We start from the raw sequence: 24470 nt of genomic DNA on the forward strand, positions 1-24470 counted from the left end.
ATAGTGCCTCCTGCTGGCTGCTTAGCCATGAATTTCGCGAATATTTCCAAATCGATCAACCATTTTAAATATGATTTTATATACCTCACGCTCCGTCGTGATCGATTCTACTTCGGTCTCTTCTACACTCTCCACGATAACCTTTCTGACTATCCCTTTCAGAACGTGTAGCCTACTTCCTCTACCTATTTTCCCGTTCAATTTACCAGAGGCCATCCGAAGAACTCGGTGCATTTCTTTATCCGGAAGTAGCGGTTGTCTGCGCTCCGAAGGTTTTTTTGGAGTCGTCCACTCCATTCCTTTCCTGGTGAGCGTTGACTCTACTAGAACATCTCTAAGTTGATCCACATCCATGTTTCTCGATCGAAATAGCTTCGGAGTAGCAGTTCCGGAATTGACTTTATAGATAGGCTCGTCTAGCAACGGAAGCCTCTCCAATAAACTTCCTTGTTTCATCAGAGACAAAATCCGTTGTACTTCATTCCGATCAAGATAGTGGTATCCCCGCTTCCGGCCAAACGTATAGACTTGATGGTAGGTATTATCATGTGATTGATATATCTGTATATCATCTAAATTGGCTACAAGTATGTTAATGATATCTTTTGTCATACGTCCTCTTGGTATGTTATAAACGAAGATTCCCCCGACGGAGAGATACTGCAAGAGCTGACGTAAGAATCGTTTTTCTTTTCGCTCCACTTTGGATTCTGTAGTTTGACTATCCAGGTATGGCGATAGGTAAGGGTTTGATGTGATCGCCCCCTTTTCCCCCGCCCCAAACCGTGCATGACAGTTTCCCGTCACACGGCTTTCGGTCGAACGAGTAGGTGCCGCTTCACTACAAGAGTGGGGCACTCATGGAAGGTTCGCCTTACGACTTAGCTCCCTCTTGACGGTTTTAAAAGGCTCCTGAGTTTTAGTATCTTATTGGCGACTTATTGATTCTCGGGAAGTCCGATGTTATGAACCCAAGCATGGCAGCTTGTGCACAGCCCGATGAGCTCTTGGACTTTGTTCACTTTGTCAAGCAGTAGCCAAGGGCGTTTGTGGTGACACTGCCCGTGAACTACAGACAGGTCGACCTCACAAGCCTTGCATCTTCCTTTGTCGCGGTTATAGGCGTACTCACGATTCATCATAAACTCGAAGTTGTAAATCCCCTGCATTCCCACAGTGCTCCAGAGGAATTCCGTGGAATAAAGTGGGGGCCGATCCATTGGAAGTCTGCGCTTCGACTCCTCGGCGTAGAGCGGGAGTTTACCTTGTCTATTACCTCCGTCAAGACTCGTCCGATTGGCGCCCTTCGCCACATTTGTTCAATACTGTTTTGGGATTTTTGAATTGCATGATACACTTAAATAAAGTGAGCTTGAGAGGAGAATCCCCAATGCAGGATAAACAAAACTCCGTACCTGATTTCAAGGTTGAAGATGCCGCAGTAGATATTAAGATTGCTGAATCTACAGAGCAATGGATTGAAACCCTGAAAGAGAAAGGGAGAGATGTTGTGGTAATAACCCCCTTGGAGTTCCGCTATATCCCCTCGAATCCCAAACGTTTAGTAAGAAGCCTTAGTAACAAGTGATCGGGTGAGCCCGATCACTTGTTCTTGTCCTGCTCATTTGAACAAATGTCCTATATCTTGCGATATAGGTGTGGTCGGCTTTCCCAACCTCCGACTACTACGGCGCCTCTGTCAGTCAATCGACTTTACCGAATCATCATTCTCCATCGATTGACCTTCCCACGTACCGATTTCGACTTATCCTTTTGTGAAGCTTTTTGTGACAGCTTTTAGGTGGACACTATACACCGGAGAACCCAGCCTTGGTTTGAACTCAAGTTGTGCCAAGGGCTTCTGCTAACCATTTCAGGTCAGCGGAAGGACAAAACCCATACGAAATTTGTCCCTCGTTCTCATTTGTAACGGGCTATTTGCTTTCCCGCTCAATCCTTACGATGCTTACATGTCTTCGTAATTCTCACCATGAGCTGTCGGAGGCCCGCGCTATCGGGATCTTCTTTCCAGAGGAAAGTGCACGATCCGTATTCACGACTTCAACCCCTGCTCTCGTACCCTTGGGTGTGATGACACCCTCGCGCACGGGGGTAGTTCTTAGCCCGCGTCCTGTCTAACGGTAGTCAGCCGCTTAACGACATGAGTTCCGGACGGCGGAAGCATTGCAGCTTCCGAATTCAGACGAAATAGTTCTTCTGCTCGCTTGAGCAGCGTTGACTTTCACTGTGTGCCGGACTAAGGCTCACAGTTTGCCAAAACGTGGCGCACCATAGGGAGGATTTAAATACATAAAATGAAATGTCTCTCGACTAATTCGACATTCCTCATATCCCCCAAATAACGCGCGATTCACCCTTTCACGGAGCTCCAAATACTTTTCTTCATTTGGTTCGATCCCAAACGTCACCGCTGGGGAGTCATGAGTAAGTACCTGCAAAGCCCTTCCGCTGCCGGCGCATAAGTCGGCTGCCGAAAATGGTGAATTTGGAAATAGAAAAAAACTGCGAATCCTAATCAGGTCATCTTCCTTTGTCTCAAAGTTCCCCATGCGAACCTTGTTATGAATGACCCTCTCAAACATCCCTTTTAGCTCTAACATCCCTCTATTGCCCCCTTTACAAAATAGAAAAGAGCTGTCGCATATAACACAGCTCTCTTTACTCCCATTCAATTTTACGAATTACCTCACTTGGTTAACGATAATAACCACGGAAGGATCACTATCAGCTGTCAGAACACAAGGCATCAAGTCTCCACTATTACGAAATGTCACGTTATTGACATCACGATCGAGAACAAGAAGGGCATCTCGAAGATAGCGCCCGTTAAGCTTGCTAATCGGGAATTCTTGTTCCATATCGACATTAGTAAACCCTTCAGATAACTCTCCGTTTTCAGATTGTGTATGAAGAATGAATTCGCCTTCTTCGTTTCTCTCCAAAGTGACACGATTATTCGAGACATCAAAAGAAAGCGCACGATTTAACGTATCATTCAGCTCCCAACGAGAAAGCGTGACAGCTTTCCCCTTATTTATCAAAGTAAAAATATTACTCAGTTCAGGAAACGTTCCATCAGTTAGTCCAGCAAAGTAAACCGTGTGATTATTCCGCAAGATCAGATAGCTGCTAGTTATAGCAAGTTCAATTTGTTCGGATTTCAAAGACTCAACAATATCCTTCGTAATATGTTTGAAATTCTCTGCAGGAACGATCACATCCTTGAAAGTCTCCTGATTTACGATGCACACATCTGAAACATATCTGTATATTCGATGTCGATCTGTACCTTCAAATGCGAGTTTCCCGTTGTGGTTAAAGACATGGATACCTGTCAATGAAGGTGTTCCCTTGTCAGTAGAAGAGAATCCCGCTGCCTGTGCAGCTTTACGTAACACGTCAGCAGGGACGGTTATGATATCCGTAGATTCCATTTTCGGCAACTCTGGATACTCTTCAGGATTTAGAACTCTAAGGTTGGCCTTTCCCCTCTTCCCGTAGTTAAAAAGAATCGTCGATTCCTTCTTGGTAAGGGTAAGACGGCCTCGTGGCAACTGTTTAACAAGTTCAATTCCTTCTTTCGCCGGAAACAAATAACTTCCATTCACTTTACCTTCGTTTTCTACTTTGAGCATGTGAAGTATTGATTGACCCGTGTCCATTGCAGTGATGAACAATGTGTCTCCGTTCAAATCAAACTTGATACACTGCAGAATCGGAATGGTCCCGGACCGTGGAACGATCTTTTCGCATAATTTCAGACCAAGCATTAGTCCTTCGTGTTCAACATGAAATGACATCTCTTTCGTTTCAATAACTTCGTGATCATATTGATACTCATCCAATAATGCGCTCATATGCCGATTTCCTCCTGTTTTTGGGCACAAAAAAAACCATGGAAAATCAAAAAGAACATACCTGTGGCATGTTCTAATAATTCTCCATGGCAAATTCGTGCCGATTTATCATCGTCCTTTATCGGACATACTCCCTCACTCGCCGAATGTGATAACGGCAGTGAAAATCAAGTGTTTCGTAATGTTCATATTATATCAGGCAGAGTAGTATCTATCAAGAAACTCATAAATTGAAACAACAACATGTGCATCAGTGGCTTCTCTTAACGTTAGAAGATACTGTGATTAACTCATTCCGTGAGAGATAATCGGGCACCAGGCGAAGAACGGCTGCATTAAACATCAGTTCAATGTCAGTGCTGTTCAGCGAAATAACCCCTTGCATCCAACGACAAATGAGTTCCGCTTTGGTCATGGCCGGGAACAGGACACTAATTCCCAAATGATACGAACGAATCGTCAACTGCAGCTTGTCGTCAAACTTTTCTACACACATCATTGTATGAGCCCTCTCCATCGATGGAACAAAGTAACCTACTGCCATATTGTCCATTAAGTACGGGAACGGTTCATAGCAGCACCTGCAGACAGCAATAAATAGATTATTAATTGACAGGTCCTTTTTCAAGAAACTGTGTCCGCAGTTGTCACATTTCACACGCTTATCTTCACAAATGCACTGACTTTTTTCACTTCCCGTTTCCGCAGATCCATACCATACCGGTTCCATACAGTCCACACAGTAGGACATCGTTGTCTTCATCTTTATTATCTCCTTTCACCCCTCGTAATGGAGGGGCGCTTGATTGATCTAAGCCTCTCCAACGAGGGATTAATAGGTGTATCTTCTTGAAATTCAATTATCTTTATCTTAGAACCATTCTCCACGAATTTGATAATCGCCTCACAGATTACCAGCCTATAGTGACGTCATCGGCATCCGTTTCTTTCTGAATAAACACCAGCGAAGTACTCCCAGAATCCATCTACACCCTTTTCAATATGAAGCATCATGCCCTTGAGATTCCACTCGTTATAGCAGCTTGATGTCCAGCGTAATGACTTATTCAAGTTGGATCGGGAAAATAACATGGTGTCCGCCGCTGGGTAATCTTTTTTCAGATTTGAACCTACAAATCGTTCCATTTTCCCCATTGATCAAGAATAACAACGGGCCCATAAGTCGTAGAGCCATTGATATCTAAGTATAGAATCCATGGCTCTCCATTTTTCTCCCCACGATAATCAGCTGATTGAGAGAGGTATTCTGTGCGTAGCATGATAGGGCGAATAAGTACATCATCAGTTCTCTCACATTTATCTATCGCTTGAATAGTAGCCTCGATTCCATAACATACGTCAATCACTTCACCGGTTTGTCGATTAATGAAGCCATATCGATACATCTATATTTCCTCCTTATGGTTACGAACCCTGTTACAGACTTTAACCCTACCCTAATCTATTTTTCAATTTTCCAATTTAAGATCTTTTCTACCTCTCCCGAAAAAAAAGGAAGGCTTCACCTGAGCAAAGCACTCCCTTTATTACCTACCAGTTCAATATTTTATTCCAAATGCCTGAACAAATTAAAAAGGCAAGTCGTCATCTGAGATATCTATCGGTTTACCGTCATCTCGAAACGGATCTTGATAGTTTCTATTACCCTGGTTACTATCAGAATAAGCATCTCCAGAACCACTTTGATCGCCACGTCCGTTACCATTTCTGCTATTTTGAGATTCTAGAAAGCGTACGTGATCAGCAATCACCTCTGTCACGTATACACGTTTCCCCTCGTTATTATCATAATGGCGAACCTGAATCCGTCCTTCTATTGCAGTTAAACGCCCTTTTCGAAGATAATTAGCACACGTTTCTGCTAACTGTCGCCAGGTGACAATCGGAATGAAATCAGCCTCACGTTCACCCTGCCCGTTGGCAAATGGACGATCTACTGCAAGCGTCATTTGAGTTACGGCCACTCCATTAGGTGTATATCTCAATTCTGGATCTCTAACCAAACGACCAATCAAAATCACACGATTTAACATATCTAACATCTCCCTTATGTGTCCTGTTACATAAAAGTTAGTAACCGTATAATCCCGTAATATTTAAGATTTTTGGGGTTTATATATTCCATCTTAGTTACGAATACTCCCTATTTAATACCTCCTAGATATCCCCTTTCACCACGGGGGCGTCTAACTTAACCGCGGTAGGGCATGAAGTAAAGCCATGACGAAATTGCCTACCACTCGAATGTCGGTAATCCTTCTACTTCGTCATATATAGAGTCCAGCATTACCCAAGCGCAACTCAGGTATTCGGCATACTTTAGAATACTAAGAAGTTCAACCGGAACATCAGTTATCTCTTCCCAGTCTTCCGCTTCTGGAGGAACTAACACCCAAAACCCGTAGGCCTTTTTCTTATACACTATGGGCGATGAATGATTTCCTTCTTCGAGCCATTTAGCAGTTTCCTTCTTAATATGTGCTGTAGAAAGATTCATCATTTTTGAAATGTTTTGTCCCGAAACTCCGACATTTGACTCTTTCTTCATACCCATTCTCTCCTTTTCAGTCCCAGAAAGTGGGGGACTGTTAATATCGCCCCCACTTTAGGCGTAAAGAAGCCTTTTTATTCACCTGTCAGAATATAGCTGGTAACTACATCTGTTCAGTGACATTATAGTTGGTAACCGCTAAAAGCAGCTATATCAAGGCTTTATCAGATTTTGAAGAACTCTTTTAGTGCCATTATAGTTGGTAACCAAAAAAGGGGCTCTGATATTTAGTTACATTATAGTTGGTAACCACTTTTAGAATAAACTATGGTCTAATACATGTATTCACCCTTTTTATCAAATGGATAAAATTCACCTTGTATCCCTCACAGACAACATTGAAGGGGATATTTAAAATGAAATTGGTATATTATAAGCACTGTGGAGACGTATTTAATTTACTTTACCATGATAAAAGCTGTACAGTATCAGTCTAATTATCAAAAATTAATTGATATCGCCTTTACATTACCTTGTATGAGTAAATCCTTCAATAAAATCCCTAATGTAAATTCCTTATCTAACAAGGATTCCGATTCTTTGAAATCGCAAGATCATCTTCTCAAAAAAGCTAGAAATGCCTCATCTCTTTGAATGCCATAAAGGATGTATTTGGTATCGGTACTATTTGGGGATGGATTAAGCCATGTGTTCAGCCCATAAAAAATAAATTGTAGACTAACATGTAACAAGTGAGGAAAACAAGAATATACTACGTAGAGCTATCCGATCACTGACGTTGCCGAAGCGCTGAATGCAGCAATCCAGGTCGATGAATGGATCTGCAGATGACCGCTCCTCCACCGACACATGCTACCGTGGCTGGTGGCATCGTAGTCTGCAACTTTATTTTCTAAGTCTCGTTCTTTGAAATTTATTAACTACAGAGAAAAAGAGCTAGGCTTCTTTGTTGAAGGTAGGCTCTTTAATAATAACTTATATTAAAAACGATTCACCATAAATTTTTTTAAGCAAATGAAATGATGCTTTAGAGTCTGGTAATGCACGGTGTGGTCGCTCATTTGTAATTCCATACAATTGTAGTAAGGTTTCTAGTTTGTAATCCTTTACTACAAGGTTTGCTTCTTTAGCTAACCGTCTCGTACAAATCAGCTTAATATTTAATCTTGGTAACTTAAAACGCTGGCAATAAAGATCTAACAGTGAAAAATCGTATAGAATGTTATGCCCTACTAAGCATTCACAATCTTCCAAGAAATGTACTATTTTTTTCATTGCTTCATAACTATACGGTGCCCGATCTACTTCACATTGCGCAATTCCTGTCAAATTACGAACTGCCTTGGGTATTTTCATTTTCGGATTTATAAGTGATTGAATGGTATCAGTTATCTCTCCATTAGTAAACTTCAAAGCTCCGAATTCGATAACTCTAGCATACTTAATGTAAGTGGAAGTAGACTCAAAATCTAAACAAGCGCCCGAAGGTGGTAATGATGCTCCATTATAATATACAGCATTTATCGAATATATCTCCTTGTTTGTAGTAGCTGCAGCTAACAGTTCTTCGTATTCAGAAAGTGAATATCCTTTCAGGAAGTTTATAGGATACTCACTTTTGATCCCTATTAAATTTACATTCTTTAAAGACTTTTGATATTCGGAATCAGAAATGAACTCCCAACTATTAAATAGATTCATAACCCGCATTGCCTCATGCTTTAATTCCCCCCCGTCAAGTTGGAGATAAGCTGATGGAAAAGCCAACCTAAGTTCCCTATCACGATACTGTTTGGCTAATCGGGATAATACGACCCCTAACCCTGTCCATATGGCTTTTATTGGATCAAGTTTTCCCAAATTTATGTACATGTACCCTTCTTTAATGTCTTGTATATTGCAATAGAACGTCATTCTTACCTGATGTTCATCTTGAAATAGTTCCATAGCAAGTATTAATTGACTCATTAGTATCACCATATTCGAGTATTGTATATACAAGCACAGACTAGTTCAAAAATCTGATCTAGGAATAATGCGGCGCCCGTAGAGAAACGTGTACCTCCGCGAAGAATGGTATTCAGACACAGGCGTGACTGTCCTTTAAAAGCTAGAATCCTCCTTATCGGTGTAGCTCCTTGGATACTTTCGTTAATATTGGATTATTAACAATCCATTATATGGAGACCAGTTTAGCAATTGTTTCAATGATTCTAGGCTTTAGCTGATCATAGGCTTCTTTTCTTAAACCTGCTACTTTAGCCACTCTCCAAACCTTTACATTCCGTCTTGTCTTGATTAACTTAGCTGTCGATAATTGAACCCTGCGTAGTTGATATTGAGTTATCGACTCCGTGTTCATCTCCAACGTAGCTTTAGTCCATGGTAGTCGGTCCAGTTTGGTTTGGAGTAACGTCATGGCCCGTATCTGTCTACCAATTTCCGTTCGTGTTATCCTTATTTTGGGGTTGGTTGATAGACTTCGTGCTATCTCTCTTACTTTGCCTTCAATCTCAATATCGCGAGCGTTCCAATCAAACCTCTCTTTAGCGCTCCTAGTTACGTTTGTTCTCTTCGTAGTCAAATGAACTTTAGGTTTCAGGATTTTTTGTTTCTTTATAGAATTAATTTTGGGTCTATCACTATTCAGTTTGGTACGTTGGACTTTCACAGTCATCGGGTCCACACCAAGTTGTCTAGCTATTTCTCGAAGTGATAAAGATGGATTGTTGGATAATTCTTTCAGTTTATTGATCCATTGCTCCCCAAATGCTTTAATTCTTCCGATTCTGTACTTATCCGAAGACGTTGTATCAGGACCTCTTCTTGAGTAAACGAATCCGCATTCGCAATGGAAGGTTCCCACCGGATTTCCTGTACGAGAACAACGCGTTATTTCAAGTAAATATACGACTGCCTCATTGTAGTGGCTGGAAGCCTTATTTAAACAAACCCATGGCGATTTACCAAAGGGGCTACTAGTAATAATCTTTGTAATCCCACTTACACTCGAAATGATGTCCAACCCTAAAAAGCCGTGGACAAGAATGTGCCTTAATGGCACTAGCGTTGCATAGAACCTGACATGAAGAAGACTTTAAACTCCAGATACGGAACTAATAATCATTATTTATATATATTTACAGTTTCTTTTTTCCTAGCAAAGCCAAAAGTCGATCTCCTCCTAAACCATAGGAACATGTTACCATCAAATGTTAATATGCCATTATTACCTATTTAATCACCACTTTAACGGTCTTACATTGCTTTGGGTGTTTTCGTGGTCGACCACCCTTTCGTTTCTTCCGCCTGCCCTTCGAGTGCTTGGTTGGTTTGCGGTGCAGTGCCATCAAAAATTGATCCCACGTTTTATTCATATAGACCCGAAGCAGCTTTAGAAATGACCATAGCGTTTGAGTGGTGTCAGCCTCCTTCCGGACCAACATGACTAAACCATATGCGATGAAGGCTAAAAAAATCTGGTTCCATACTGCCTCTGGATGGAAACTGTACAAATGGACTAAGCTCATATGTTGCTTCATCCATTTAAAGAATAATTCAATCATCCAGCGGCGCCGATAAGTCTCGCAGATTTGGGCTGCGGACTTATCCCAGACATTCGTAAGCACACGGTACTGGCGGTTCTTCTCATCGGTATACTCCACTAACCGGAGCTGGGCTTCTATCACATGGCCTTCTTCATCCTTGTAGCTCACGATCACGTCAGCATCACGCACCACAGGCGTCGTTTCATCGATCTCGTGCTCGCAGATGATCGCCGTCTTGTTGCTTTTCTTAATGCGTGCCACGAAGCGTAGATTATCATCCAGCCACTGCTTATAGTGACCATATGTGATGTACCCGCGATCCAAAACATGAATGGCATCTTTATCGATCACCAGATCCAAAGCCACTTCGCTGTCAGCAACGCCTCGTGTGGAACAAACAATGTTTTCGGGATAGACGGTATCGGGGTCGCAAACAGCAAGTTTGGTGTGGATCTTTACCCCGTTGCTGTGTTTCGAGCAGTAGGCCCATTTTCCAGCGACATCAGGGAGTGTAAGTACCGTTGAATCGACAATGCTCAGTTTCCCGATGCCGGGGATACCCTGCTTCGGATAAAGTTGTTGCAAACGTTGTGTCACTTGAATCCATAGCTGCTGCAACACCGGTAAAGGCAACGCTCTGAGTGTACGTACGAGTTGGGAAGCGCTAATGGATTTCAAGTGGATCGCCTGCTGCAGCTGTTCGTTCGCACGCAACGCGTTGCAGATATCTTCGAGGTCCGTGCGTTTATTCAATTGAGCATCAATGAGTAGTTTGATCGCTCTCACGAGTGTAAACTTTCGTCGATAATTGAAGATTGGGAATTCGTCGTCCGAGAGCTGAATCAAATTTAGGCATTTACAAATGACGGTCTGATCTGGTATATTACCCATGGTCTATTTCTCCTTTTGGTGAGGGATTGGGTAACATGCCTATCCTTCAACATTAGGAGATTTTTTTATGAGTTACCAGATATAATCGATCAATAAATTGAAGAAAAAGTCATTAATGAGAAATATATTTTCATGTCAGGTTTGGTGCAATGCTAGTGCCTTAATGGATGAAAACCGTGCCGTTGCTTACGCAATAGTTTATGGAACCATGTATCGTTGCTATTAAAGTGAACATGGCATCCCACCTGTACCAATAGATCCTTGCCCCAGTATTCAACAAATGCAGGAAGGATTGCTCGAAAGGCTCGTCCTCCCATTGTGAAGAGTAAATTCATCTTATTTAACTGAGCTAAATAGAGTTATTGTAAATAATGTGAATACTTAAATTTATTTCCAAGACTTATTATCCGATGAGACTCCTCTGCAATGAAAATCTGGTTTCTGTCTTCACATGGCAATCTCGAATCGGAGTATTCCTTTAACTCGATAATGGACTCCAGTGAAATGAATTCATGCTTATTCCTTCGCTGAGAGAACCAGACCATAGATCTTTTCAACCACAGGTGATGTTTGTGACATATCTTCACGCCGGGAAGCTGGTGTGACCTGTGCCAATAAGCTGTACCGAACTGATCACGGTCACTCCGAATGCACGCAGTACAATATTGCAACGATTCATTATTCTTTACTCCATTAGCCGGCAATCCCAACTTCATAGGATCGCTTTTAACCGTTCTTTATTCATAAAAGGAGCATAGTAGGCAAAAAAGGTATGTTTCCATAACAACTCAGTTGCATCTATGGCCCTCCCTGGAATACGATCAGATAGCTTCTGAAGATGACAAGGTAAATCCGTAACAGCGCAAACAGTCGCAGAGCCAAAAAGATCTCTCATCGTTTTTTTACAGCTTTCGTTACCAGAATATACGTGATATCTGGCCAATATGCTATATAACAACTCATCAGGAAACGGTGGCGGAAACAGAATCATTTAATTAGGGCTTGCTGAACAATCATTTTTCAAAGGTTTTACAAGGATTTCTGGACTCTAACTCGAAATAAAATGCAAGGAGAATGCGAATTTCTTGCAAAAAATCGTGCACGTGGAGTGAGCCGACATGTATCGTAGAACCGAAAGCCAGCTTCAGTTGTTCGAAGATTTCTACTTGCCGTTTGGCGGTAAATTAAATAAGGAGAACCGTTGGGTTCAACTGGCCGCTATCATCCCGTGGTGGCGGGCAGAAGAACTCTACGCGAAGTCGTTCAAGAAATCAATGCGCGGTCAGATCCCTTTGTCTGTTCGTATGGCTTTGGGAGCGCTGTACATTCAGGAACGTATGCAGCTCGATGATCGAGAGACGGTCCAGCAGATCGCCGAAAATCCGTACTACCAGTACTTCCTTGGGCTGCCGGCGTTCCAAGATAAGCCTCCGTTCCATCACTCGCTGTTGACCCATTTCCGCAAGCGATTGGGTGCGGATGTCATTGAACGAATCAACGATTGGATTTTGGAAGAGGACGCAGAGCGAAAGAAGCAGGAACAAAACAAGAGCGATCCTCAAGATCCTCCAGGCAGCGGCCATGGCTCTGATGGAACATCCGTTAATGAAGACGGCAAAAGCAAAGAGAAACCATGCAACAAAGGCACCTTGATGCTCGACGCGACCTGCGCACCGGCCGACATCTCGTATCCGACCGATTTGAAATTATTGAACGAGGCGCGGGAAAAACTCGAAGCGATCATCGATGTTCTGCACGAGCCTTTCGTCGGGAAGGCCAAGAAACCGAGAACGTATCGTCAAACCGCCCGCAAACGCTACCTCGAGATCGCCAAGAAACGGCGAACGGGTGCCAAAGCCATCCGGAAAGCGGTTGGCAAACAGCTTCGTTATGTTTCGCGTAATCTTCGCATCATCGAAATGCTGGCAGCGAAAAGCAGCTTGAATCAACTGGGTTCGCAGCAGTATCGGCAATTGCTCGTCATTTCCGAGCTGTATCGTCAACAGCAAGAGATGTACGACAAACGGACACACTCGGTGGAAGATCGAATCGTCAGTCTTTCCCAACCGCATGTACGGCCGATTGTCCGCGGGAAAGTGAATGCTCCCGTCGAGTTTGGAGCAAAGCTGGCGATCAGTCTGGTGGACGGTTACGCTCGAATGGAGAAGCTGTCCTGGGATAACTTCAACGAAAGCATGACACTGAAAGCTTCCGTGGAGTCGTTCGTCCAGCGATATGGGTGTTATCCGGAAGCCATTCTAGCCGACCAAATCTACCGAAATCGGGAGAACCTTCGCTATTGTAAGGAGCACGGCATCCGTTTGAGTGGTCCAAACTTAGGGCGTCCGAAGAAAGAAGCGGAACCCGATCGGAACCAGGCCAGACAGGATGCTTCAATGCGTAACGCAATCGAAGGAAAATTCGGAGAAGGCAAACGCTCCTACGGACTGGGGCGTATTCGAGCACGCCTTCGAGAGACAAGCGAAACGGTCATTGCCCTGCAACTGCTTGTTATGAATCTCGAACGCAAGCTGCGCGTTCTCTTTTTGCCGATTTTCATACTGCTGCTGAATCTGTGCCGTCAGCCTCTGTGGGCCTAAAAGGCAATATGTTCAGCAAGCCCTAATTAACCCCAGTCAATAAAAATTATTATTACTCGGACTCTTAACCATCGTTTGAACTTGTTCTTCTACCCACTTCTTAGTGATTTCCGAGCCTTTTCGATAGGCTGGAAAATAGCTCTGAATTAACTTTAATGAACACTTCCTGTACCTTGAATGTTCAAACCATGCAACAACTTGGGGGAGTCTGCGTACAAGGCACTGATCTATGGACTCAACATGTTGCTCAAGATACTGAATCGTTTTAGGTAGAGCATCAGAATAATTGTAGACCCTAGACTGAACGTAGGAAGGCAGTCTGCGAAAAATTTCTGCTTTGCAGATCCGAGTCTTTGGCGGATTGCGATTAACTTCTTCAAACGCCTGAGCTACCATAGCATAAAGGTCATCATCCATAGATTCTCGTTTTAATTCTTTGGGAAGACTTCGACGTGGTGGTAATTGAGCTTCCATCCAATTTCGGTCATATTTCATGACCCAATCGTAGCGGTGAATATTATATCTCCTTAATTCTGATCGAGTTGCCTTCGGTCCAAGGACCTTTAAGGCACACAAAACTGTTTCTTTACACGTTTCTAATTTAGGCCTCATAGTTGCAGCGGCCTGTCTAGGACCTAGCTCTAATTGTTTAGTGATCAGTTCCATATCAATTTCCTGTGAATCATTTCGTATTTTTTTTCGATAAAGGCTTAAATACTTACGTACGGATGTTTTATTAGACAGCAACTTTATGGATATTTCATTTATATTCAATCCCTCTTGGTAATAGCGAGCCGCCAATTCAATAAATAGATGTCCTCTAGTTTCAATGGAGAATTGTTCTTCATTTTCTTCCTTCGGGTGACCTTTCCGGGTATAGATTAATCCACAGTGAGGACACGTAAAATTTCCCGTTATCCATTCATGAGCCTTTCGTTTGCATCTGGTAATGATCTTTTGTCTATAGAAAGGACAAATATTGTTTACACAAATCCAAGGTCCATTGCCAAAAGGAATTTGAATGGCATAACTAGCACTCTCCTTATTTAGAAAGCTTTTGACTGAACCAGACAGGAAACGCATTAGTAACAAATATATCGATATCCACTTACGCAAATGTTGTTTATTTAAGAATTCCACCATATACTTCTCATTGAACAATGTGTCGATGGAAATTCCAAGTGCTTTCAGATAGTCCTCACCAAAATGTTCGACACACTCCGTAAGCAATCTCTTTTTGAAAATGTAGTCTCCTCTAAAATGAATGAACTCCCTACTGCCGATATCCGCAATTAGCTTGGTGTATAGAATATCCAAGTTCAGTTCCGTAGCATTCATAAGACTGTACACATCGGCAAGATAGTTCTCAACGGCTGCTCCTAACCTGACTTCATCCCCCCGCGATCTGATAGGATGACCGTTAGTACAACGAGGTTCATGAAGGAATAAGCTTCCCGTGTCAGTTCCAAACGGGGTACCACACACCTGGCAATGCGTAAGAAGAGGAATTGCGTGCTTCGGACATACGCTAACATTACAAAATTGGTGCATACGATGCAAATAACATTCGCCGAACATTTTAAAGTCTTCTTCTAGGCATAAGGGGCAATAATGGGCATAGAAATGAATCAGGTTTTGACGCTGCCGTTGCATTAGTAATTTCACATTCATCGGTGAGGGTGTTACTTCCAACATGGAATCTAAAAAGTTAGCATGTTTTGCTTCATCCATGAACGGACGATATAATGGGTAAAACGTATGGTTTTGTATTATGCTCATGAGGAACTGATCTGAAACCCCTAGCTGAATCTTTAAGCGCATTAGTTGTTGAGGGTATAAAATGGGTTTAGATATGGCTCGTCCGATTAATTCCTTCCGGCTTTTGATATAAGAAGAATAAGGAGATCTCAAGTGGTAACGGAAAAGGATACTCCTATAGTCTTCGTCAGGAAGGAAAGGAGGCAACGCTATAATATGTCCCATGGCACCCTATGCCTCCTAAACAATAATGAATTCATCAAACTTGGCTACCATTCCACCTTCTCGTAGAGCTTCATCTATTGTTTTTCCAACGGTAGAAGACTGTTGTACGATTTTTCGAATGTCGTCCTTCTCGAACAAAAGCTTATGAGTCCGGTTTCGTTTACTGTTTTTATATTTTCCATTTGACTCCTTCATCGGAATGAGCTGTTTTTCCCCTAATACATGTTTTGCAACCTCAAGAAAAAGCAGTTCTTTGTCATCGCAATCTGGCTGCTCTCTTTCAACCAGTTGGGCATGTTCCTCTGCCTTTGCTAGTGTGCACCCCATTTGGACAGCAAAACTAACCATTTGATCAAACCGTATCTTTCGGTTACGCTGAAGAAGAATCCTTCTGTGTTCCTCCGACATTTGACCATCTACTTGAACACGATGTTGAACTTCAAGCAGGTATCGATTGAATGCTATCCAATCCGGCTTCAGATCCTCGAACTCCTCTGGATCGACATCTTCCCCTTTTCGAATGCGTTCAAAAATCGGTTGTACCAGTCTTAATGTTTTATTTGATACCTCCTCAATCATGTCCAATGTCATGACTTCATCGTCGCTATACAAAATCGCGTGGGACTGAACGTGCATAAACAACTTTACTGCAAAATCCGGGATCCCGATGGTATGATAATACATCGCTACCTTCAATTCGTTTGATAACTTGGTTGGAGTCTTTGTATATTGCAAATCCCATAAATTTTCAATGAATTGTTCCCATTCCCAATCATCCTTCATTCGATCCATTATATTCTCCGCATAGCCATCCGGAACCCCCCTCCTACAATTAGCCAGACAGGTTCGGAATAAGTACATTGCTTTGAATGTTCCAATCATGATTATGGGAATACCGATGGAGTTGGTTAGCTCTGTCATAAAATCAATAATCATTTTATTGTCCCCACCAGATTGAGCGCGATTAATTCGCTGGATCTCATCTATGACAAGAACCCCCAAACTGATTAAACCTGCTACTTTTGCCATCCTTTTTGCCAATACTTCAATTCGTCCATCTTTTTCCGCCAGATCCTCATAATATGTGGTTCCTAGCAAATCATCTACAGCGGTGTAGAAGTTTCTACATAAAGCTCCTACAGACTTATTACTTGGACATTCGATTTTTAACCAGACAACCTGTTTGCATGGTAAGGGCTGTTCCTTATACTTTGAGTGGTGAATGACTTGGGGAAAAAGTTGTAGTAATTTATCATATGTCTTGGATTTGCCCATTCCGCTTAATCCAATTTCTGCGCACTGTTGGGCGGTTTGAATATTACCTGCTAGATTGGTTCCATCTTCCCTCACACCCGATACTAGAATTCTATCAAGACCGATAGCCATTTGCCGATGATAAATGGGCTGTGTAGGGTTTCTAGACTGGTACCCGATCTTGATCATGTTGTACAGATTACGGTATCGGTCAAAGTGAGAGGTTATAGGCAACGTAATTTGCTGTATAAGTTCCAATCTCGTTTCATCATCCAGCCCCGATATTTCCCCACTATAACGAGGAATGGAATAGAGAGCTTGATATATCGCTCCTCTAGACAACCGAGGTGAAATAGCTTCAATAAATGGATTACCTTGATATTCTGGAACGATCTGTTCCTGATATTCCGCGGGTATCTGAAAACCTTTAAGAATTGTATATCGTTCACTACTTCCGCTCACGATTTAGCCGCCTTTCGGTATTTTTTGTCATTAAGAAAGCTTGCAAAGAATTGATTTTCGTAGAAGTAGGTTCAATATTTGAAAGACTCTTTGTCACTGTTGTAGGAAAGAGAACGACTTCTACTTGTTTCATTCCACTTCGCTTCTCCGTCTTCTCCTGGCGCACTGTTGTCCAAGCATTGCGACTGGAAAGTGATCGTTTTTCCATTTTCCGAACGATTCGCTTATTTTTATGTCTAGCTGCTTTTGATTTACCTTCTTGCGCAACTCTAGTAATAATGGTTTCAGATTTGTTTGTTTCCTTAGCCACAGCATCGAGCTCATATTTGATTTGAGCATGCTCCTTCTTTTCTTTCTTAAGCTGTTTATTCTTATATTTAATAATCGTTCTAACGTCTTCGAAATGAAGTCCTTCATAATCTTGAAATCGCTTGTGTAAATAACACGTCCAGAGCGATCCATCTCTCCCCATCAAGAAAATGCTGCTGCAGTTTCGAGGATCGTAGCGCACTTCAACATGTTTCTTCCCATCGATTTGTTCGTTTTCAAACCATCCCTCTTCCAAGCCACGCTCACTGACATAAGACATTTTTTCAAATACGATGCCTGCCCGCGTCACCAAGCCCTCACCCTTGGGCAGCAGATTGTAACGAATGAGATCCCGAGGCATCTCGTGAAGTAAGTTTCGTTTCATTCCCCAGTTCCATACGGAGATAGGCGTTAAGGCTACTTTCTCCTCATACATCTCTTTAGTAACCACGAAGTAATCACTCAGTCCACCTTTGTTAAATTCAAGGACATAGAGGATAACCAGTTTCGTAAATAACTCAATCGAGCATACCGCATCATTGGCAGGGTTCTTGTCCCCTCGATTACGATGTTCTTTCCGTACCGCTCCTTTGACCAAGTCACGAATTCTAAGGTTAAAATGGCGATGCTGTTGCTCTACAAAGGGTTTTAAATCACCTCGATAAGACGGTGGGTTCCCAACCCTAACATTCAGGTTGACCAAGTTATTGGAGTTGCGGCTTTTCATTTCCCCACGATCACCAACTATAAATTTGGGCAGGTGATGACATGGCCACTCGTCTTCCGTAATTTCTATGCCGTATTTAGCACAGTAGTCGACTTTATCCGTAGCTGCATTTTCTAGTGCAACCATCTGTTCCTCCCAAGAAGGATTCTTACATACATGCACGCCAGCAATCATTCGACTCATAACATCCTTGACGAAATAAACATGAGCACGCCCGATCTCCGTCTGGTGATCGACTGACATTAAAATGATGTCCGCTGGCGTCGAGTCGACTTCGAATAAAGCACCTGGCCCCTGAAGATGTTCCTCAGGTGTACCCATAAATGCCCGGGCTTCCATTTCTCCTTTTCTGTTACCGTATTTGGCCGAATATTTTTGTTTTACGTTATATTGATTGTTATACCAGTATCGGAATTGCCGTTCAGTTGGACAATTCTTCTCCTCCACAATAGGAACAAGGACCCCATGCTTTCGATAGTATCCCTCATGATAGAATTCTCCTACCATATGTCGGTAGGTCTCTTTTATACTTTTCCCCTCACTTACATGAAATTTCCTAATTGCCTTCTCGAATATATCTTTATCCTTATTAGTAACGAAATACGTATTGCCATCCTCAGCTTTGGGACCAGTTTTACGTAAGATGTTTCTGGATTCACTAGGCACCCCGCAATCGACATAATTACAAAGTAATCCATTAATCGATTTTCCATAGAACCAGTATTTTTTGAGCCACTCATAAATTATTTTTTTGGGTTTACCTGTTTGATTAACAGTTTCTTTGATTAGCTTCCCACGTAGCTTGGAGATATAGATGTCGGGCTCTTGTGTAACAAGATCTTTGATTACCTCCCACTTTTTATTACGACTGACTTCATACTTGGACAAATAGGACTCATCAGGAGACATTATCCGAAGGTCTGGATCCATGGAGATGATCTTTACATGATGGTTTTCAATGAGTGTAATGAGTTCATGGTAATCACGGAAGACCGGAATTGAAATATTTTTACTATTATTAATACCTATTAACACAAGTCGAGTACTATCCGGTGATATCCATAGCACCCGCTCATAAGCGAAACTATCGTCGTCGCGGAGTTGAAACTGGATAATATTGTTTTCTATGATCATATTATCTCTCCTAGGCTAATTTGTTGGCCTGTTGTTGTTCCTCATTTCTATTTATGATTAACGGTTTGCTCTCTCGAATCAACTCATTCATATCTGTAATCCAAATCTTGTTAGCGAGCATGTGTTGCACGATAAATAACGAACTCCCTTTTTCAAGTCCCAACTGTATGTCACATAATAGACACGTCTTACTAATGGAGTGTTTGGAACCATAACCGGTTAATAATGATAAAAGTGGATCCCTGACTACCCCCACGACTTCTGAATCAATACCCGGTCGGTTATCTATTCTCTTCGCGTCATACAACCAATCAATGTTTTTAATCAGGTTAATTGGCTTGTGGATATCGAAGACCACTTTCCAATGCCACTCTTGTCCCATCTCTTGATAATATCTCCTCTCAATCTCAAACAACTCTAGTGTTCTCTTCGTTAGTTTAGATATGGGTTTAATTGTTCTGGGAACATCGGAATAATCCCCTTGAGTGTTTACATAAGTGAGCATGAAATCGCTAGACATAACTACGTTCTCTCCATTATGCTGCGGGTGTCTTATGTTAAGCTTTTCAGCGATTTGTAATGTCAAATCAATAGGAAGCAACGGATACTGCTCCCTGATGTCCACAATACTGTCCGCCCATTCTTGAATAAGAAGGTATTCATATTCATGCTTCGACAACGTATGGTGAATTCGATTAGATTTCCACCCTAATGTTCTTGTTAACCATCCTTCGGAAGCTACTTTATTATCATTTGCTTGAATGAACGGTTTATATTCTTGCCCTCTTCCTTGACCACGACCGTCCTTCAGACGGTTGAAATGAAATTTTTTTACAGACTTCTCATTCATAAGACCACCCCTCTCTTAACGAAAAAAGACACATATCGACTATCGTATGTGTCTTCAAGATGAGTATTTAATTTTCACTGTATACTGTATCACTACATAGTAAATCAATCAATATATTGTATTATATGCAAATTTCACGTTCTTATTTTACGCATTATACACTCCCTCTTCCCCTTGAGTCTCTGAGGCACGAAAGTAACTAATTATTAAATCGTGTGAGGAATGATAATTAAAGTGAAACGTCAACATTTCAGTCATCTCACTGTTGAGGAAATATATGATTTCGATCTTCTGGTACATGCATAATAGTGTAGTAAGCGTCTTGGAACTTAATCCCTAAGTTACTTACTGACACTTTAGAAGATGTCTACATCTATCTACTAATACTTCCTAACTGTGTTATTTATCTTATATCCGTTTTAGGATCTTATTATTCAAAGTAAGTATATTATTAATTTTATGTTCAGAGAAAATATAATTTATGACTAAATAATAATGTCTTAGACAGTGATGCAGACATAGGTGGACCCGATCTGCAATGGCTACATCGGGGGCCAGCACGAGTAACTGCAGCAGCTGTTTATTGCATACTAAAAATGCCTAGAATTGCAGCGTAAAAATGCTGAAGTCAGATGCAAAAAGGGCACTTGTCAGCCCCTTACATTCCTCCTATCGTTAGGTTTGCCGAGAACTTGACGAAGGAGACTGGAAGGATGCTGAAAATGCCTCAACAACACTATATCAGATTTTTACGTGAAGCAGAAGGGTGCTCGATCAGCGACATCGCCAGACAGGTGGGCATTCACTGGTGAACCGCGAAGAAGTATGCAGATCAGTCCAACTGGAACGATTCCTTTAGTAAAAGAAAGAGTAAAAGCCCAGTTATGGGGCCTTATAGGGAGATCGTGGACACATGGCTGGAGGAAGATCGCCTGCTTCCCCGGAAGCAGCGGCATACAGGCATACGGATCTACCAGCGGCTGAGAGATGAACACCAGTTTACAGGCGGACAACGAACCGTTTTGGCATATGTCCAGAAGCGAAAAAACGAAATAGAACTCGAACGCGCCAAAACCTACGAACAGTTGGAGCACCCACCGGGAGAAGCGCAGGTAGATTTTACGACCATGCAGGTCAGTCGACGCAGCAGCTACTTACCTACAAGCTGCTGGTGATGTCCTTTCCGTACAGTAATGCTGCATTTGTCTACCCGACACCGGCTGAGAATCAGGAATGCTTTTTAGAAGCGATGAAGCAGTGTTTTGAGCACATGGGAGGCGTCCCCCAGCGGATCTGGTTCGACAATCTGTCGGCGGCGGTTGTCCATATTGAAAAGCAGGGGGAAAGGCAGCTCACCGAAGGATTTCAGCGCTTCTGTACTCACTACCGGTTTGAAGCTGTGTTTTGCAATCCATACAGTGGGCATGAAAAAGGGCATGTGGAGAGTAAATGCGGATATGCCAAGCGCAATTGGGCCGTACCCATTCCGGTTTATGAAAGCCATGAACAGCTCGTTTCTTATTTCGAAGAGCAGGCCCGACAAGATCGAGAGCGACACCAAAAAGACGCGGCTCGCCGATCTATGGGAAACGGATCGCAAGCATCTGCTAACCCTGCCGGAAAGCGGATTTGAAGCCTTTCGCATGAGCGCCGCAGTCGTCAACAAGTACGGAGAGATCCGGGCAGACGAGACGACGATCCCGTTGCTGGGCTTGGTTCAGCCAGGCAGCGAAGTGCTCATCCAGACGTTTTGGGATCGCTTGGTCATCCTAAACAGCCAGCACCAATACGTACAGGAAGTGCCTCGTCCATATACGGGCCAAACGGCAGAAATTCCGTGGCCGCAGGTGTTTACGAATCATTTGCGGAAACCGCGTAGCGTCACGCATTCCTAGTTTATTCGCATGCTGCCGGATACCATACAGCAGTATGTCCGGGTGAAGGAACTGGAGCTGCGCAAGGAGCGCTTGCAAGCACTGACCCACTGGTGCGGTGTGTATCGTATGGAACAAATACAAGAAGTCCTCGAGCAGGAGGGCTATGAAGCAACGGTAGCTTGCCTCACAGCGGCGCTGGGCGTGAAACAAGGGGGCCGAGACACCCCGGCCGCCTGGCAAGAAACGCTGTCTCCTTCGGGAACGCAAAAAAGTGGCTCGCTTGAGCGCTATGACCAACTGATGGGGGTGAGCTAGCATGAGAACAGAACTCGCGGATTTGTGCCGGCAACCTCGGTTGGCCCATGTGGTGGAGTACGTCGCGCTTCAGCAGGACGAGCAAGTGAGCAGACTGGTGGAACAACTTCTGACGGCAGAACTCGATGGCCGGCGCCGCGCCAAACTAGGAAAGCTCGTGCAGCAGGCGGGTTTCCCCCATATTAAAACGTTTGAAGGCTATGTCTACGACCATATTTCGTTTCCGAGCGAAAGCAGTCTGGACATGCTTCGAGAGTTAGAATGGCTAGAGCGCAAAGAGAATTTGCGGCTGATGGGCGCTGTAGGAACCGGGAAGACTCATATGGTGACGGCTTTAGGGGTAGAAGCCTGCAGACGAGGCAAATCCGTCCAATTCTACCGGGCTTCCGACCTGGTGGCGATCTTGCAGGAGAAGTTTGCGGCAGGCACGGTAAGCCGGTTCCGGGAGAAACTAAGAAAGGTAGACCTTCTCATCCTGGATGAAGTCGGATATGTGCCCTTTAGCCAGACAGGGGCGGAACTATTGTTTAATGTAATTGCGGATTGTTATGAAAGGCAAAGTGTTATTGTGACGTCTAACTTGGAATTTGGCCAGTGGACCTCCATCTTTGGGACACCAAGCTCACGTCTGCGCTGGTCGACCGCTTGGTGCACCATGCACATATTCTCTCGTTTACAGGCGAGAGTTTCCGTTTCAAACAAGCAATGGAACGAATCCCTTTGTAAGCTTTGGAGGCTGGCAAGTGCCTTGGCACTTTTAGCTGCAAAATTGAGCATTTTTCACTTGCAAAAAACACACAGATATCAGCACCGTAACATGGTCCACCGCCTTGGCGAAGTCTCGAAGCATTTCACTTGCCCGTTCGTCCCGGTTATCATCAATAAATAAATATCCGAATTCCATATGTTCCTGCCTTAAACGATGCAAAGAGATTAAAAATTAGCGTAGAATGGCCGGTTTTTGATGGTCGGGACTTCCGATTAACACACGCGTCATGTCATTCATGACGATCCCCTCCGACTTTTACCTTATCGTAATTGATTAAGACGGATTCCAAATACCTTTTATTTTGTAAGACGCTTGGGTCGGTCGGCCGGTAGCTACGGGCAATCTCATTATGATAGTGGGCTAATCCGTATTCACCAATTCGGTCGTAACATACGCAAAGCTGGAGATGGGGCAGCCAGGTCGAGCATACAGGATTGAGAAACCCCCAGTTGTCTCTCGACTGTTCGAGTTGGGTAGCCAGCCTATACCAAAATATCGCTGTTCGAATGTCCTCCTGCTGCAAGAAATGAAATCCCAAGCGGCAACAAAATTCGGCGCGGGGACTACCATATTGAAAGGAGCGCAAAGAAGATGCCAGCTCCTGTTCCCGATTACCGAGCTCGTGATAGCAGTCTGCTAACTTCCCGCAGGAAGAAATATTATCTTCTATCCACCCCTTTCCCGTGGCCAGAAACTTTTCGTAATAACATATTGCTTGTTCGTACATCCGGTGATCAACGAGTTCATTTGCAAAGTAATATAAATCCCTAGGCGAAAAATCTTCGCCGCGGAGCAACCGTTTTTCGTAAATTCTAAGATTTCTGTCGCTATCATGGTGGAGGCTGCTATGTGTGATGGCAACATCACTATTCAAAATGTTACCCCAAACTTCGAGGTATTCGTGAACGGCACCAATCCATCGGAATTTATTTTTCCTCTTTACAAGACGGTTACGTCTAACGCTTGAAGTCACGTTTCCAAATTCATCGAAAGCCAAATAATAATCCATCGTGACAGAATCAACCGATTGATCGAGTCCCCCTTTTAGAGTGGAGAATTTCTTACGGTCTTCATCTTTTAATATGTCATCCGCGTCCAACCAAAAGATATAGTCTTTTGTACCGCAACTGAAAGCATAATTACGTGCCGCTGCGAAGTCGTCAATCCATTCGAAATCGAAAATTTGATCCGTATACTTACGTACAATTTCCTTGGTGTCGTCGGTCGACCCTGTGTCTACAATAATGATTTCGTCAACGAGATCCTGAACGGAGCTCAAGCATAGATCGATACTATCCTCTTCGTTCTTTACAATCATACAAAGACTAATGGAAATCAAA

General features: G+C 43.0%; 24 protein-coding genes. 7 read left to right on the plus strand and 17 right to left on the minus strand.

What is annotated here, in order from left to right; genetic code table 11:
- Nucleotides 1–21: 21 nt before the first annotated feature.
- Nucleotides 22–858, minus strand: coding sequence for a DUF6094 domain-containing protein (locus OCY70_RS33510; protein WP_315973954.1), 837 nt, complete (start codon nt 856–858; stop codon nt 22–24).
- A gap of 532 nt (nt 859–1390) precedes the next feature.
- Here OCY70_RS33510 and OCY70_RS33515 point away from each other — a divergent pair.
- Entirely contained in the window at nt 1391–1588 is a 198-nt protein-coding gene (locus OCY70_RS33515; RefSeq protein ID WP_213430286.1) for a hypothetical protein, read from the plus strand.
- Between the two features lie 676 nt (nt 1589–2264).
- On the opposite strand, the gene OCY70_RS33520 is transcribed toward OCY70_RS33515, so the two are convergent.
- The 11 genes from OCY70_RS33520 to OCY70_RS36465 form a co-directional block, all read right to left on the minus strand.
- Entirely contained in the window at nt 2265–2621 is a 357-nt protein-coding gene (locus OCY70_RS33520) for a DUF6094 domain-containing protein (protein ID WP_213430285.1), read from the minus strand.
- Between the two features lie 81 nt (nt 2622–2702).
- Entirely contained in the window at nt 2703–3878 is a 1176-nt protein-coding gene (locus OCY70_RS33525) for a DNA polymerase III subunit beta (RefSeq protein ID WP_213430284.1), read from the minus strand.
- 250 nt (nt 3879–4128) lie between these two features.
- Nucleotides 4129–4641 (minus strand): hypothetical protein, encoded by a 513-nt coding sequence (locus OCY70_RS33530; RefSeq protein WP_213430283.1) that lies wholly within the window; start codon nt 4639–4641, stop codon nt 4129–4131.
- A gap of 367 nt (nt 4642–5008) precedes the next feature.
- The gene (locus tag OCY70_RS33535; protein ID WP_213430282.1) at nt 5009–5284 is read right to left on the minus strand and encodes a hypothetical protein; all 276 of its coding nucleotides are present in this window, start codon (nt 5282–5284) and stop codon (nt 5009–5011) included.
- A gap of 183 nt (nt 5285–5467) precedes the next feature.
- A complete protein-coding gene (ssb, locus tag OCY70_RS33540; RefSeq protein WP_213430281.1) occupies nt 5468–5932 on the minus strand; it encodes a single-stranded DNA-binding protein in 465 nt (154 codons plus the stop codon).
- Nucleotides 5933–6132: 200 nt separating this feature from the next.
- Nucleotides 6133–6447 (minus strand): DUF5983 family protein, encoded by a 315-nt coding sequence (locus OCY70_RS33545; RefSeq protein WP_213430280.1) that lies wholly within the window; start codon nt 6445–6447, stop codon nt 6133–6135.
- Between the two features lie 939 nt (nt 6448–7386).
- Nucleotides 7387–8379 carry a 3'-5' exonuclease gene (locus OCY70_RS33550; protein ID WP_213430279.1) on the minus strand — a complete coding sequence of 331 codons (993 nt, stop codon included), beginning with the start codon at nt 8377–8379 and terminating at the stop codon, nt 7387–7389.
- Between the two features lie 208 nt (nt 8380–8587).
- A complete protein-coding gene (locus OCY70_RS33555) occupies nt 8588–9475 on the minus strand; it encodes a TnsD family Tn7-like transposition protein (RefSeq protein ID WP_213430278.1) in 888 nt (295 codons plus the stop codon).
- 169 nt (nt 9476–9644) lie between these two features.
- On the minus strand, nt 9645–10850 hold the full coding sequence (locus tag OCY70_RS33560; protein ID WP_261944829.1) for an IS4 family transposase: 1206 nt from the start codon (nt 10848–10850) through the stop codon (nt 9645–9647).
- A gap of 359 nt (nt 10851–11209) precedes the next feature.
- Nucleotides 11210–11566, minus strand: coding sequence for a TniQ family protein (locus OCY70_RS36460; RefSeq protein ID WP_213431528.1), 357 nt, complete (start codon nt 11564–11566; stop codon nt 11210–11212).
- Nucleotides 11563–11841 carry a TniQ family protein gene (locus tag OCY70_RS36465; RefSeq protein ID WP_213431527.1) on the minus strand — a complete coding sequence of 93 codons (279 nt, stop codon included), beginning with the start codon at nt 11839–11841 and terminating at the stop codon, nt 11563–11565. Before OCY70_RS36465 ends, OCY70_RS36460 begins: the two co-directional genes overlap by 4 nt.
- 127 nt (nt 11842–11968) lie before the next feature.
- On the opposite strand from OCY70_RS36465, the gene OCY70_RS33565 reads away from it, so the two are divergent.
- Nucleotides 11969–13450: an IS5 family transposase gene (locus tag OCY70_RS33565; protein WP_261948926.1), complete on the plus strand. Its 1482-nt coding sequence runs from the start codon at nt 11969–11971 to the stop codon at nt 13448–13450.
- A gap of 36 nt (nt 13451–13486) precedes the next feature.
- Here OCY70_RS33565 and OCY70_RS33570 read toward each other — a convergent pair whose 3' ends face one another.
- Genes OCY70_RS33570 through OCY70_RS33585 form a run of 4 tightly spaced genes read right to left on the minus strand, consistent with a single transcriptional unit; the run spans nt 13487 to nt 20169 of the window.
- Complete coding sequence (locus tag OCY70_RS33570) at nt 13487–15433, minus strand: TnsD family Tn7-like transposition protein (protein WP_213427979.1); 1947 nt, start codon at nt 15431–15433, stop codon at nt 13487–13489.
- Nucleotides 15434–15448: 15 nt separating this feature from the next.
- Nucleotides 15449–17149, minus strand: coding sequence for an ATP-binding protein (locus tag OCY70_RS33575; protein ID WP_213427980.1), 1701 nt, complete (start codon nt 17147–17149; stop codon nt 15449–15451).
- Nucleotides 17136–19319: a Mu transposase C-terminal domain-containing protein gene (locus OCY70_RS33580; protein ID WP_213427981.1), complete on the minus strand. Its 2184-nt coding sequence runs from the start codon at nt 19317–19319 to the stop codon at nt 17136–17138. The genes OCY70_RS33575 and OCY70_RS33580 overlap by 14 nt, the downstream gene beginning before the upstream one ends.
- Before the next feature lie 10 nt (nt 19320–19329).
- Nucleotides 19330–20169, minus strand: coding sequence for a TnsA endonuclease N-terminal domain-containing protein (locus OCY70_RS33585; RefSeq protein ID WP_213427982.1), 840 nt, complete (start codon nt 20167–20169; stop codon nt 19330–19332).
- Nucleotides 20170–21074: 905 nt separating this feature from the next.
- Here OCY70_RS33585 and OCY70_RS33590 point away from each other — a divergent pair.
- From OCY70_RS33590 to OCY70_RS33610, 5 genes are read left to right on the plus strand one after another with little or no spacing between them, the layout of a single operon-like run.
- Nucleotides 21075–21344, plus strand: a complete 270-nt coding sequence (locus OCY70_RS33590; RefSeq protein WP_261948927.1) for a hypothetical protein — start codon at nt 21075–21077, stop codon at nt 21342–21344.
- The gene (locus OCY70_RS33595; RefSeq protein WP_213427983.1) at nt 21344–21802 is read left to right on the plus strand and encodes a DDE-type integrase/transposase/recombinase; all 459 of its coding nucleotides are present in this window, start codon (nt 21344–21346) and stop codon (nt 21800–21802) included. The genes OCY70_RS33590 and OCY70_RS33595 overlap by 1 nt, the downstream gene beginning before the upstream one ends.
- Nucleotides 21803–21812: 10 nt before the next feature.
- Complete coding sequence (locus OCY70_RS33600) at nt 21813–22064, plus strand: hypothetical protein (RefSeq protein WP_213427984.1); 252 nt, start codon at nt 21813–21815, stop codon at nt 22062–22064.
- Nucleotides 22065–22106: 42 nt separating this feature from the next.
- Complete coding sequence (locus tag OCY70_RS33605; RefSeq protein WP_213427985.1) at nt 22107–22361, plus strand: hypothetical protein; 255 nt, start codon at nt 22107–22109, stop codon at nt 22359–22361.
- A gap of 1 nt (nt 22362) precedes the next feature.
- Nucleotides 22363–23250 carry an ATP-binding protein gene (locus OCY70_RS33610; protein WP_444980921.1) on the plus strand — a complete coding sequence of 296 codons (888 nt, stop codon included), beginning with the start codon at nt 22363–22365 and terminating at the stop codon, nt 23248–23250.
- A gap of 109 nt (nt 23251–23359) precedes the next feature.
- Here OCY70_RS33610 and OCY70_RS33615 read toward each other — a convergent pair whose 3' ends face one another.
- Entirely contained in the window at nt 23360–24469 is a 1110-nt protein-coding gene (locus OCY70_RS33615; protein WP_213427986.1) for a tetratricopeptide repeat-containing glycosyltransferase family 2 protein, read from the minus strand.
- Nucleotide 24470 lies beyond the last annotated feature (1 nt).

Origin of the sequence: Paenibacillus melissococcoides (assembly GCA_944800085.1) — a bacterium.
In the GTDB taxonomy this organism is placed as follows: Bacteria; Bacillota; Bacilli; order Paenibacillales; family Paenibacillaceae; genus Paenibacillus_B; species Paenibacillus_B melissococcoides.